The sequence below is a fragment of the Aggregatibacter segnis ATCC 33393 genome (assembly GCF_900476035.1).
In the GTDB taxonomy this organism is placed as follows: Bacteria; Pseudomonadota; Gammaproteobacteria; order Enterobacterales; family Pasteurellaceae; genus Aggregatibacter; species Aggregatibacter segnis.
Genome location: NZ_LS483443.1, coordinates 987,248 through 999,857, shown reverse-complemented (window position 1 = coordinate 999,857; position 12,610 = coordinate 987,248). Strand labels below are relative to the sequence as shown.

At 44.5% G+C, this 12,610-nt stretch carries 12 protein-coding genes and 1 tRNA gene; 7 read left to right on the top strand and 6 right to left on the bottom strand.

Annotation, left to right across the window (positions count from 1 at the left end; genetic code table 11):
* Nucleotides 1–117: 117 nt before the first annotated feature.
* The 5 genes from DQN58_RS05070 to DQN58_RS05050 all read right to left on the bottom strand — a co-directional run bounded on the left by DQN58_RS05070 (nt 118) and on the right by DQN58_RS05050 (nt 3,687).
* Nucleotides 118–203, bottom strand: a tRNA-Leu gene (locus tag DQN58_RS05070).
* A 15-nt stretch (nt 204–218) separates the two neighbouring features.
* Nucleotides 219–569: a preprotein translocase subunit SecG gene (gene secG / locus DQN58_RS05065; protein ID WP_006717383.1), complete on the bottom strand. Its 351-nt coding sequence runs from the start codon at nt 567–569 to the stop codon at nt 219–221.
* Nucleotides 570–729: 160 nt separating this feature from the next.
* Nucleotides 730–2,652 (bottom strand): DNA topoisomerase III, encoded by a 1,923-nt coding sequence (locus tag DQN58_RS05060; protein WP_006717380.1) that lies wholly within the window; start codon nt 2,650–2,652, stop codon nt 730–732.
* A gap of 27 nt (nt 2,653–2,679) precedes the next feature.
* Entirely contained in the window at nt 2,680–3,282 is a 603-nt protein-coding gene (recR, locus tag DQN58_RS05055) for a recombination mediator RecR (RefSeq protein WP_006717378.1), read from the bottom strand.
* A 75-nt stretch (nt 3,283–3,357) separates the two neighbouring features.
* Nucleotides 3,358–3,687 carry a YbaB/EbfC family nucleoid-associated protein gene (locus DQN58_RS05050; protein WP_006717376.1) on the bottom strand — a complete coding sequence of 110 codons (330 nt, stop codon included), beginning with the start codon at nt 3,685–3,687 and terminating at the stop codon, nt 3,358–3,360.
* Between the two features lie 208 nt (nt 3,688–3,895).
* Between DQN58_RS05050 and DQN58_RS05040 the strand changes: the two genes are divergently transcribed.
* From DQN58_RS05040 to fecE, 5 genes are all read left to right on the top strand, one after another.
* Nucleotides 3,896–4,966, top strand: coding sequence for a metallophosphoesterase (locus tag DQN58_RS05040; RefSeq protein WP_006717372.1), 1,071 nt, complete (start codon nt 3,896–3,898; stop codon nt 4,964–4,966).
* Between the two features lie 82 nt (nt 4,967–5,048).
* A complete protein-coding gene (locus tag DQN58_RS05035; protein WP_032997782.1) occupies nt 5,049–5,942 on the top strand; it encodes a Fe(3+) dicitrate ABC transporter substrate-binding protein FecB in 894 nt (297 codons plus the stop codon).
* A complete protein-coding gene (gene fecC, locus DQN58_RS05030) occupies nt 5,942–6,931 on the top strand; it encodes an iron-dicitrate ABC transporter permease FecC (protein WP_006717368.1) in 990 nt (329 codons plus the stop codon). Before DQN58_RS05035 ends, fecC begins: the two co-directional genes overlap by 1 nt.
* Nucleotides 6,931–7,914, top strand: a complete 984-nt coding sequence (gene fecD, locus DQN58_RS05025; protein WP_006717366.1) for a Fe(3+) dicitrate ABC transporter permease subunit FecD — start codon at nt 6,931–6,933, stop codon at nt 7,912–7,914. The genes fecC and fecD overlap by 1 nt, the downstream gene beginning before the upstream one ends.
* Nucleotides 7,914–8,681: a Fe(3+) dicitrate ABC transporter ATP-binding protein FecE gene (fecE, locus tag DQN58_RS05020; protein WP_006717364.1), complete on the top strand. Its 768-nt coding sequence runs from the start codon at nt 7,914–7,916 to the stop codon at nt 8,679–8,681. Before fecD ends, fecE begins: the two co-directional genes overlap by 1 nt.
* A gap of 44 nt (nt 8,682–8,725) precedes the next feature.
* On the opposite strand, the gene epmA is transcribed toward fecE, so the two are convergent.
* The gene (gene epmA, locus DQN58_RS05015) at nt 8,726–9,697 is read right to left on the bottom strand and encodes an elongation factor P--(R)-beta-lysine ligase (protein ID WP_006717362.1); all 972 of its coding nucleotides are present in this window, start codon (nt 9,695–9,697) and stop codon (nt 8,726–8,728) included.
* Nucleotides 9,698–10,018: 321 nt separating this feature from the next.
* On the opposite strand from epmA, the gene frdA reads away from it, so the two are divergent.
* Both frdA and DQN58_RS05005 read left to right on the top strand, forming a co-directional pair.
* Nucleotides 10,019–11,827 (top strand): fumarate reductase (quinol) flavoprotein subunit, encoded by a 1,809-nt coding sequence (gene frdA / locus DQN58_RS05010; protein WP_006717360.1) that lies wholly within the window; start codon nt 10,019–10,021, stop codon nt 11,825–11,827.
* 4 nt (nt 11,828–11,831) lie between these two features.
* Nucleotides 11,832–12,602: a succinate dehydrogenase/fumarate reductase iron-sulfur subunit gene (locus tag DQN58_RS05005; protein WP_006717359.1), complete on the top strand. Its 771-nt coding sequence runs from the start codon at nt 11,832–11,834 to the stop codon at nt 12,600–12,602.
* Nucleotides 12,603–12,610: the final 8 nt, after the last annotated feature.

Here is a 12,610-nt window from a genome sequence, read left to right as displayed (position 1 = left end):
ATACAGACTCAATTAAAATCAGTGACTGCAAGCACAATTATAGGTAAATCACTTCAGAAAGGAAATTTTAGAAAAGGAGAAAAAAGAAAACCTAGCATTTCTGCTAGGTTCTGTTTTTGGTGCTCTGAGCGAGACTTGAACTCGCACGACCTACGGTCACTACCCCCTCAAGATAGCGTGTCTACCAATTCCACCACCAGAGCTTAATTTGATAAATTTTATTGTTGAGGAATATCGCTATTTTTTGTGTCTAACACAGCAGGTGCTTTTTGCTGTTGTTGCTGAATTTGTTCAGCAGTTCCGGATAAGTCATCAAATGCGCCCTGTTTTGCATTGTTTTTGTGCGAATTGATGTTACCGATAACGATACTAATAACAAAGAAAATAATCGCTAAAACAGCTGTTGTTCTAGAAAGGAAGTTACCTGCACCGGCAGAACCAAAAACGGTACCGGATGCGCCACCACCGAAAGATGCACCGGCATCCGCACCTTTACCTTGTTGTAACAGGATAAAAGCGATAAGGGCAATGGAAACGACCAAATAAATGATTAACAACGCTGAGTACATTTTATCTTCTCTGATTTAGCAAATTCTAATGAAAAATAACGGCGCAGATATTAGCGGATATCTCGGCGCTCCGCAAGTTGTTTTATGTATTTTTACGCTGTTTGGTGCAAATTCGATCAGTAAAAAACATTTTGAAAAACGACCGCACTTTTAGGCCTCATTAACTTTTCTTTGCCCTCGGTACGGTCTTGTTCACACCTGGATTATGCCGACTCAACTCGCGTAAAGCGGAAAAATTAATGTAGTGCAATAATTCAGGCAAAAGCTGGGTGAGGTTTTGCATGAATTGCTGATAACTTGCTTGTTTACGGCTAATGCCATCAAGCTGTGACTCCCAATGTGCCGTCATGTCAGGCTGCGTTGCCATATCTGGTAAGGCGTTAATTAAAATTCGTCCCGCCTCGGTGCTGTGAATATTACGGCCTTTTTTATAGAGAAAACCACGCTTAAACAATAATTCAATAATTCCTGCACGCGTCGCTTCCGTGCCTAACCCATCGGTTTCACGCAAAATTTTTTTCAATTCTTTGTCTTGCACGAAACGAGCAATGCCTGTCATTGCAGAAAGCAAGGTCGCATCTGTAAAAGGTTTTGGCGGTTGCGTTTTTTTACTGATAATTTCACCCTTTTCGCAATGCAACATTTGCCCTTTTTTGACGACCGGCAGCAGCGTATCTTGCTGTTCATCGTCGCTGTCTTCTTTACCCCAAAGCTGTTTCCAACCGGCAATTTGCAAATTACGCGCCTGCGCGATAAAAGTTCCTCCGGCAATATTCAAGGTGATTTTACATTTACGGTATTCTGCATCCGGGCAGAACTGCATGAGGTATTGTCGAGCAATCAGAAAATAAATATTTTGTTCCGCCGGAGTCAAACTCACCGGGCGGTTCTTTGCCGTCGGGATGATGGCATGGTGCGCTTCGACTTTTTTATCATTCCAACAACGATTTTTTTGTTCAGGATCAATAATTTCCGGCAAAGGTTGAAATTGCGTTAAATGGGTAGAAATAGCATTCATCACCGCCATGCGATCCGTAAAATGTTCTTTTGGCAAATAACGACAATCAGAACGTGGGTAAGTGATCAATTTATGGGTTTCATACAAACGTTGACAGGTATCCAGCACTTCCTGTGCGGACATCCCGAACCGCTTGGCAGCATCAATTTGCAACGCTGACAAGGAATAGGGCAACGGTGCTGTTTCTTTTTCCCGTTTATCCGAATAATCCGTCACTTCCGCCGGTTGGTCGGTAATGCGCTTCACCACATTTTCTGCCAGTGCATGAGATAATACGCGCCCATCCTCGTCCAGATAATCTTCACAGGCTTTGCTCGGCTGCCACAACGCAGAAAAAAGTGCGGTCGATTTCTTCGGTGTTTTTTCCTCTTTTGGGTCACGCAACCAAGCCAACACCTCAAAGAAATCCTTTGGTTGGAAATGTTCAATTTCCAAATCACGGCGTACGATAAGGCCAAGTACGGGCGTTTGTACCCGCCCAACGGAAAGCACGCCGTTATAACCAGCCTGTCTGCCTCGAATGGTATAAGCCCGTGTCATGTTAATGCCATAGAGCCAATCGGCGCGCGCACGTGCCAACGCGGAGGTGGAAAGTGGCACAAAATCACGATTCGGTTGCAATTTTTTGATGGCTTTTTCTACCGCGCTTGGGTTCAAGTCGCTGATTAAACAACGCTGAATGGCATTGCGTTTTTCCGGTGGTAAATTGAGATAACTGAACACTTCGTCCACCAGTAATTGCCCTTCACGATCCGGATCGCCTGCGTTGACGAGGATGTCCGCTTGCTGCACCAACTTTTCAACGGTCTTTAGCTGTTTATAGGTTTCTTTTTTCGGAATTAACTGCCACTTTTGCGGCACAATCGGCAAATCCTCTAAGCGCCATTGTTTGAAACGCGCATCATAGGCATCAGGTTCTGCCTGTTCTAACAAATGCCCTACACACCAGGTCACGCAGTCATTATCGCCACATTTGATAAAGCCATCACCGCGTTGATGCGGTTTCGGCAAAACATCCGCAATCGCGCGCCCAAGGCTCGGTTTTTCTGCTATAAAAAGTCGCATAAACAAGAAAACGCAGAGGAGAAAAGATTAGCCGATTTCGCGGCGGCCTAAGAAAGAATGGGTCAGCGTGGTGCCATCCACCATTTCCAATTCACCGCCCACCGGAATGCCGTGGGCAATGCGGCTGACTTTGACGTTTTGTTGCAAACACAATTCTGCAATGTAATTCGCCGTGGCATCGCCTTCGACAGTGGGATTTGTCGCCAAAATCACTTCCTTGAAGGATTCTGTTTGTAAACGTTTTTGCAATAAATCCAAGCCAATTTCTCGTGGGCCAATGCCGTCCAATGGCGACAAATGCCCCATAAGCACAAAATAACGCCCGGAAAATTGCCCGGTTTGCTCAATCGCAAGAATATCTGCCGGCATTTCCACCACACAAAGCAACCCCGAATTTTGACGACGAGGGTTTTTGCAAATATGGCAAACATCTTCTTCCGTGAAAGTACGACAATGTTCGCAATGCCCAATTTTTGACATAGCTTCAGTCAGCCCTTGTGCTAAACGCATACCGCCACTACGGTTACGTTGCAATAAATGATACGCCATACGTTGTGCGGATTTAGGACCAACGCCCGGTAATACACGTAAACTTTCGATCAAATTTTCTAACAAGGGACTAGTTTGCATAAGGTTCTCGGTGAATTGACTGAAAAAATAAACCGCACTTTAGTCATAAAGTGCGGTAAGTTTTACGGACGTTTTTTAGAATGGCATTTTGAAACCCGGTGGCAATGGCATGCCGGCGGTGACAGACGCCATTTTTTCTTTTTGTAACTCTTCAGCACGGCGTACTGCATCATTAAATGCAGCGGCGATCAAGTCTTCCAGCATTTCTTTGTCGTCTTCCATTAAAGAAGGGTCGATGTCAATACGACGGCAGTTATGCGCACCGTTAATCGTGATTTTCACTAGCCCTGCGCCTGACTCGCCGGTCACTTCTAATTGTGCAATTTCTTCTTGCATTTTTTGCATACGATCTTGCATTTGCTGGGCTTGTTTCATCAAGTTGCCCAAACCGCCTTTTCCGAACATAAATTTTCTTCCGTTATTAAAAAGTTGAGTAAAAAAAGTGTGGGCATTTTAGCGAAAAAATTGCCGATTGGGAACGATCAATTTACCGTGTCGTTGCGCGGTGCCTTTATCCATATTATTATCCGATCCCACCCTTCTTCTGATAAAAAAGCACTGCTTTTTGAAGATAAACGCACAATAAAACAACCGCACTTTTAACAGAAAAATTATGGAAACCCGACACTACATCACCATGGCCGTTGCCGTGCTGGCCTTACAATTCATGTTATTCGGTTTTAGTCGTACGCTCGGCTGGCTTTTTAATCTCAACCAAAAAACACGCACCAAGCTGAGCATCATCCTCTTTTTGTTCTTCAATATTTTGGTTTCTACTGCGCCGTTGCGTCTTTATGCCGAAAGTTTTCGAGTAAGCGCCTTGCTTCTCACTCTATTATTATTTTCAACATTTAGCAGTCTGATTGTGGCTTTCCTTTACCTGCTTCTCAAACAATGGCGTAATCAAATAAAATGGCTTTATCCTGTGATTTTTCTCAGTTTCATCGCCACCGCCTGTTACAACGCTTATGTGCCTACCATTCGCCATTTTCAGGTGAAATTAGATAAACCAATGCAACCTTTACGCATTGGTATGGCAAGCGATTTGCATTTAGGGCGTTTGTTTGGTTCAACACAGTTAGATACGTTGGCTGACATCATGCGGCAGGAAAAGGTAGATATTATTTTGCTCCCAGGTGACATTATGGATGATAACGTCAACGCCTATTTAGCAGAAAAAATGCAACCGCACTTTGCCAACCTGCAAGCCCCACTTGGCGTGTATGCCACCCTGGGAAACCATGACTTCTTTGGTGATCAACAACGCATTGAAGCGGAAATGCGCAAAGCAGGGATCATTCCCGTGATGGATGAAAGTATCGTGATTGATGGACGTTTTACCCTCATTGGTCGCAATGACGACCTCGTTAAAAACAGACCAACGGCGGCGCAATTACTAAAAGGTGTCAACACCGCATTACCGGTGATTTTAATGGATCATCGCCCAACAGAGATTGAACAACACGCCAATTTGCCGATTGATATTCAGCTTTCCGGACACGCCCATAATGGACAAATTTTCCCGGCAAATTTTGTTGTAAAACTGATTTATCGCTTAAGTTACGGCTATGAAAAAATCAATCAAGGGCACTTTTTTGTCACATCAGGTTATGGCTTTTGGGGCGTGCCGATGCGATTAGGGTCGCAATCAGAAGTGATAATTATCGATCTGGTCGGACATTAAAAAAGAACTATTCTCAATACCGAGCCCTGTGTATAATTTAACCCGTTGTACTTATGTTTTTATGATGACAGAGGACTCGAAAATGAAAAAATTCGTCAACGCAACCCTTACTTCTCTTTTCCTTATGGCATCTGTGACGGCAAGTGCTGTGACCGTCACCGATGCTAAAGGTGAATTCACTATAGATAAAACCCCAAGTCGCATTGTCGCGTTAGAATATTCTTTCGTTGATGCCCTTGCTCAAGTTGGTGTTAGCCCGGTCGGCGTTGCCGATGACAACGATAAAACCCGCATTTTGCAGGAAGTACGAGATAAGATACAACCTTGGCAATCTGTCGGTACCCGTTCACAACCTAGTCTTGAAGCCATTGCCGCATTAAAACCCGATTTAATTATCGCTGATCCTTCTCGTCATACAGCAGTTTATGAAGAATTAAAAAAAATCGCCCCGACCATGATGTTTGACTCCCGCCATGAAAGCTATCAGGAAAATCTTGATACGGCACAAAAAATCGGCGATGTTGTCGGTAAAGGCAGTGAAATGAAATTGCAAATTGATAAACACAATAAAATTATCGAAAGCATTGCGCAAAATATCAATGTGAAAGGCAAAAAAGGGATTTTCGGCACCTCTCGCGAAGACAAATTCAATTTACAAAATGACAGTGGTTATGTCGCCAGTTTCCTTGGTGTTCTAGGTTTTAACTCGCCAAAATTACCAAACGCCACTCAAGCCTTTGCTGAAATCAATCTTGAGCAATTAGTGATGGAAAAACCGGACTATATGTTTATCGCCCACTATCGCCAAGAAAGTATCGCCCGCAAATGGGAAGCAGAACCATTATGGCAAGCCATTCCTGCCGTAAAAGCCAAACATGTATTTAGCGTCAATGCCGATATGTGGGCGCGCGGACGCGGCATTACGGCCAGCGAGATCATGGCAAAACAAGTTGAACAATTCGTTAATCAAAAATAATGTTTGGCACAGCTTTTCGTTGGGGCTTGCCCCTACTAGGACTGGCTTTCTTGTTATGGGGAAGCCTGTTTTTATACTACCCTATTGAAATTTCACCATTAGATGCGCTAAACGCCTTTTTCCCCAATGGCGATGAATTGACCAAGATCACCGTGGTCGATTTACGTTTCCCTCGGGCGTTAGTGGCGATCGCATTAGGCGCCAATTTGGCGGTAGCCGGGGCATTATTACAAACCATCACCCGCAACCCACTGGCCTCACCAACGCTATTAAGCGTTAACTCCGGCGCAAGTTTGGCCATGGTAACGGCGAGTGCCATTAGCCCGGCCTTATTATCAGGCTATAGCATTGCCTTGGTGGCAAGTATCGGCGGTGGAATCAGTTGGTTGGTTGTAATGTTGATCAGCAACGCGTGGAAAGACAGTAGCGGCGATCGCAGCCGCGTGATTTTGGCAGGGATTGCCGTGTCGTTGTTGTGTACTGCTCTCACCAAATTAGCCTTAATTATGTCGGAAGATCACGCCTTTGGCGTAATGAGTTGGCTTGCCGGCGGCATTTCTCACGCCCGCTGGAACGAATGGCACGCTATTTGGCCGTTTCTGCTATCGAGCGCTCTCTTTTGCCTCTTCTTTGCCAGCCGTTTAAATTTACTCAATTTGAGCGACGAATCCGCTCAATCCTTGGGAATTAATCTGTTCCGTCTGCGTTGGTATGCCAATATCATAGCATTATTAATTGTGGGTTCAGCCGTTAGCGTAGCCGGCCCGGTCGCCTTTATTGGTTTGTTAATTCCACACTTAGCGCGTTATTGGATAGGCTATGATCTACGAAAATCATTACCCATGTCCATGTTATTAGGCGCTATTTTAATGTTGGCGGCGGATACCGTTGCCCGTGCTGTTGATTTTCCAAGTGAAGTGCCTGCCGGTGCCATTTTAGCCTTAATCGGTGCGCCAATCTTTGTATTATTTGCCAGAGGAAAACACTAATGCGCCGTTCTCATTCAGGATTCCGTGCAATCGGCTTTTACTTATCGGCACTCTGTACAGTCGCGCTATTATTTGTATTAAGCATTCGATACGGCACTTACACGCTATCCTTTGATGAAATTAGCCAGGCCTTTCACCCTGACGATAAAAACTATTTCACTTTAATGGAATACCGTCTGCCACGCGCGCTACTGGCCATTATTATCGGCGGTGCATTGGCCATTTCCGGGGTATTGGTGCAAAGTGTCGTGCGTAATCCGTTGGCCTCTCCTGATATTTTAGGAATCAATAACGCCGCCGGTTTAGTCGCCGTCACCGTATTAATCTTCCTACCGAATTTAGCCTTTTACTGGCTACCGATTTTTGCCTTTATCGGCGGTGTCCTGTCTTTCATTTTGTTATGGATGATATGTGGTTTTAACTTCCGCCCGATCAAAATGGCCATTATCGGCGTGGCGCTTTCTGCCCTATGGGCGGCAATCAGCCATTATTTAATGCTAACCAATCCGGTAGAAATCAACACAGCTATGCTTTGGCTCACCGGAAGTTTGTGGGGCAGAAGTTGGGCTTATATCGATGTCGTTTTGCCTTGGTTGCTGGTGTTATTGCCGTTACCGTTTATTTTCTGCCGAGATTTGGACACCTTAGGTTTAGGTGAAAACAAAGCGGCCACCTTGGGAGTAAGCGTAAATAAAACGCAAATCTTGGTATTAGTGCTGGCTGTTGCACTTTCCACCACAGCCGTCGCCATTTGCGGCCCCATCGCATTTCTCGGTTTAGTTGCACCGCACTTAGCACGCAAATTGGTCGGTGGACGTCACCGCACATTATTGCCGGCGGCCATGCTAATCGGCACGTTGTTGTTACAAATTTCCGATATTTTAGCGCGGGTTATCGATCCGCCGACAGAACTGCCCGCCGGTATTCTCACTGCCATTATCGGCGCCCCTTACTTCTTCTATTTATTGATGAGAACGAAATAATGAGCATTGAGATCAATAAGTTACAATTAGGCTATCAAGATAAAACTATCGTACAGGATTTATCTCTCAGCTTTCCTAGCAACCAAATTATTGCCTTAATTGGCCCGAACGGGTGTGGCAAATCCACAACACTGAAAGCAGTGGCCCGTTTGCTCAAGCCTCGTCTAGGCACAATTACTCACAAAGGCAAAGATATTTGGCAAAGCACCCCGAAAGAATACGCCAAACAATTGGCGTTCTTGCCACAACAACATTTGGTGCCGGAAGGCATTAAAGTACGCGAATTAATTGCTTACGGCCGTTCGCCTTATTTGAATTTGTGGGGCAAATTAAGTGATAAAGATGAGCAATTAGTGGCTTGGGCTATGGAACAAACCCACACCGCGGAACTGGCGGAACATTTGGTATCGGATTTATCCGGCGGGCAACAACAACGGGTTTTCTTAGCCATGACATTAGCGCAAGATGCAGAGCTTGTTCTGTTGGATGAACCCACCACTTATTTGGATCTCAACCGCCAGGCGGAACTCATGGGCATGATGCGTCAAATGCAACAAAACGGCAAAACCGTCATTACGGTACTCCATGATTTAAATCAGGCTTGTCGTTATTGTGATTATTTAATCGTTCTCAAAGACGGCAACCTTATGGCTCAAGGAACGCCTGACGAAGTGATGACAGAGGGGCTGTTAAAAGAGGTGTTTGATTTAGAAGTAGTTATTCACCGCGATCCAATTAGCCAAACACCCATGTTTATTTTGAAGTAAACAAAAATGCGGTCATAAAAAACATTTTATTTTTCGACCGCACTTTACGCATTGTCTATCGAAAAGGAAATCACCTCTTTAATACTCTCTGCGCCCATGGCAATCATGAGCAAGCGATCCACACCAAGAGCGACGCCCGAACAATCTGGAATTCCGGCTTGTAACGCCCCCAACAAACGTTTATCAATATCTCGCACCGGCAAACCGGCTTTTTCCCGTTGACGATTATCCAACTCGAAGCGATGTAATTGTTCCCGCACATCCGCCAATTCATGGAAACCATTAGCAAGCTCTAGCCCTTTGTAATAAAACTCAAAACGCTCTGCAACGCGCAGATCCTCCGAGCTAATTTGTGCTAACGCCGCTTGACTTGCCGGAAAATGATATACCACGACCGGGCAATCATGCCCGATTTGTGGTTCCACCACCGTACTGAAAAGAAATTGCAACAACGTATCACGATTCTCTTTTTCAGCATCAACTAACTGATATTTTTTCGCTTTTTCCACAAGTTCGGATAATTCCGCCGACAACGGATCCAATCCAACATATTGTTGAAAAGCAAACTGATAGCTCATGCTTTCTGGCGGCGGACATTCCAATATTTGTTGTAATAAATCGTCTACTTCATTGATTAAGCGGTACATATCAAAGTGTGGTCGATACCACTCCAACATCGTAAACTCCGGATTATGGCGATTACCCGCTTCTTCGTTACGAAACACTTTGCCAATTTGAAATATCGGACCACTGCCGGCGGCCAATAAACGCTTCATGTGATATTCCGGACTGGTGGAAAGCCACAATGTTTTAGATTGCTCTCCGAAAGGAGAAACAAATTCAGTGCTGAATGTGGCCAGATGAAGATCTGTCACGCCAAATTCGCTTAACACCGGCGTTTCCACTTCCAACAAACCGCGATCAGTAAAAAATCGACGAATTTCTGCAATTAATTTTGCACGGTCAAGTAAGTTTTTGATGGATGCCGTTGGTTGCCATGCTTCTTGTTCAAACATAAATATGCCTTTGCTGAAGATAATTTGAAAAATTTGCGACTTATTCTAAAACAAGTGAATCAAAATTCATAAATGAATCCTTTTTCCACCGCACTTTTATGCACTTTTTAGTTAACTCAACGTTAATGACTTGTTAACAATAAGACAAAATGTAAACAACTGGTTCTGTTTGTTAACTTTTTGAGGTAGATCACGAAATCGCGACAAAGTTTGAGAAAAAAGGTTCTAATCACAAAAAATAATGGCAAAATGACTTCACCCTAACAGTACCAAAAATCTATTTGGTGTTTTTATTATCATCCCTTTACTTGGAGGAATATCGTGCAAACTGTTAACGTCGATATCGCCATTGTTGGCGCAGGTGGCGGTGGTTTACGTGCGGCGATTGCTGCAGCTCAAGCTAATCCAAATCTTAAAATTGCTTTAGTATCAAAAGTTTATCCAATGCGCAGTCATACTGTTGCGGCTGAAGGTGGTGCTGCGGCTGTGATTAAAGAAGAAGACTCCTACGATAAACACTTCCACGATACCGTTGCCGGTGGCGACTGGTTGTGTGAGCAAGATGTCGTGGAATATTTCGTGGAACACTCTCCGGTGGAAATGACTCAACTTGAACGCTGGGGCTGCCCTTGGAGCCGTAAAGCCGATGGCGATGTAAACGTACGTCGTTTCGGTGGGATGAAAATCGAACGTACTTGGTTCGCTGCCGATAAAACCGGTTTCCACTTACTTCACACGTTATTCCAAACCTCCATTCAATACCCACAAATCATTCGTTTCGATGAACACTTTGTATTAGATATTTTAGTGGATGACGGCCATGCACGTGGTATGGTTGCCATGAACATGATGGAAGGTTCTTTAGTACAAATTAATGCTAACGCCGTTGTTATCGCCACAGGTGGTGGTTGCCGTGCATTCCGTTTCAACACTAACGGCGGTATTGTTACCGGTGACGGCTTATCAATGGCTTATCGCCATGGCGTACCATTACGTGACATGGAATTCGTTCAATATCACCCAACCGGCTTACCAAATACCGGTATCTTAATGACCGAAGGTTGTCGTGGTGAAGGTGGTATCTTAGTCAATAAAGACGGCTATCGCTATTTACAAGACTACGGTTTGGGACCGGAAACACCAATCGGCAAACCGGAAAACAAATACATGGAATTAGGCCCTCGTGACAAAGTATCCCAAGCATTCTGGCAAGAATGGCGTAAAGGCAACACATTGAAAACAGCCAAAGGCGTTGATGTGGTGCACTTAGACTTACGTCACCTTGGTGAAAAATACTTACACGAACGTTTACCATTCATTTGTGAATTAGCAAAAGCTTATGAAGGTGTCGATCCGGCACAAGCGCCAATTCCTGTGCGTCCGGTGGTTCACTACACCATGGGTGGTATCGAAGTTGACTTCAACAGCGAAACCCGCATTAAAGGTTTATTTGCGGTAGGTGAATGTGCCTCTTCCGGTTTACATGGCGCTAACCGTCTAGGTTCCAACTCCTTGGCTGAATTAGTGGTATTAGGTCGTGTTGCGGGTGAATACGCGGCACAACGCGCAATTGAAGCCACACCAGCTAACCAATCCGCACTTGATGCTCAGGCGCAAGATATTGTAAAACGCTTGAGCGACCTCTATAACCAAGAAGGTACTGAGTCTTGGTCTGAAATTCGTGACGAAATGGGTCAAGCTATGGAAGAAGGCTGCGGTATCTATCGTACCCAAGAAAGTATGCAACAAGCAGTAGATAAGATTGCAGAACTCAAAGAACGTTACAAACACATTCGTATTACTGACCGTTCTAGCGTATTTAATACAAACTTATTGTATACAGTTGAATTGGGTTACATTTTGGACGTGGCACAATCTATTGCGAACTCTGCGATTGAACGTAAAGAGTCTCGTGGTGCGCACCAACGTTTGGATTACACCGAACGTGATGATGTGAACTACTTGAAACATACCTTGGCGTTCTATAACGAAAACGGTGCACCACGCATTGAATACAGCCCGGTGAAAATCACTAAATCACAACCGGCAAAACGTGTTTACGGTGCCGAAGCAGAAGCAGCAGAAGCAGCCGCCAAAGCAAAAGAACAAGCTCAAGCGGGTAAGGAGTAATAATATGGCCGAACAATCAATCATGAACGTTGAAGTTCTACGTTATAACCCCGAAGTTGATAAGGAACCGCACTTAAAAACCTATCAAGTGCCTTATGACAGCCAAACATCCTTACTTGATGCTTTAGGTTACATTAAAGATAAACTTGAACCGGAACTTTCTTATCGCTGGTCATGCCGTATGGCGATCTGTGGTTCTTGCGGCATGATGGTAAATAACATTCCAAAATTGGCATGTAAAACCTTCTTGCGTGACTACAGTGGTCATATGCGTATTGAAGCCTTAGCAAACTTCCCGATTGAACGCGACTTGATCGTGGACTTAAGCCACTTTATCGAAAGCCTAGAAGCCATCAAACCTTATGTGATTGGTAACAAAGCGCCTGAGTTAGATGGTAAACCGCATCCATCGAAAGAATTAGCGCAAAGCCGTACTAAACAAACTCCGGCTCAATTGGAAAAATATCGCCAATTCTCGATGTGTATCAACTGTGGTTTATGTTATGCCGCTTGTCCACAATTCGGTTTAAACCCAGAATTCGTTGGTCCAGCCGTATTAACCTTAGGTCATCGTTATAACTTAGATAACCGCGACCACGGTAAAGCAGAACGGATGAAAATCATGAATGGTGAAAATGGCGTTTGGTCTTGTACCTTCGTAGGTGCCTGTTCCGAAGTGTGTCCAAAACATGTAGGCCCGGCAACCGCCATTAACCAAGGCAAATTAGAAAGTGCCAAAGATTATCTCATTTCCATGCTTAAACCGAAGGCGTAAGGGGAAAG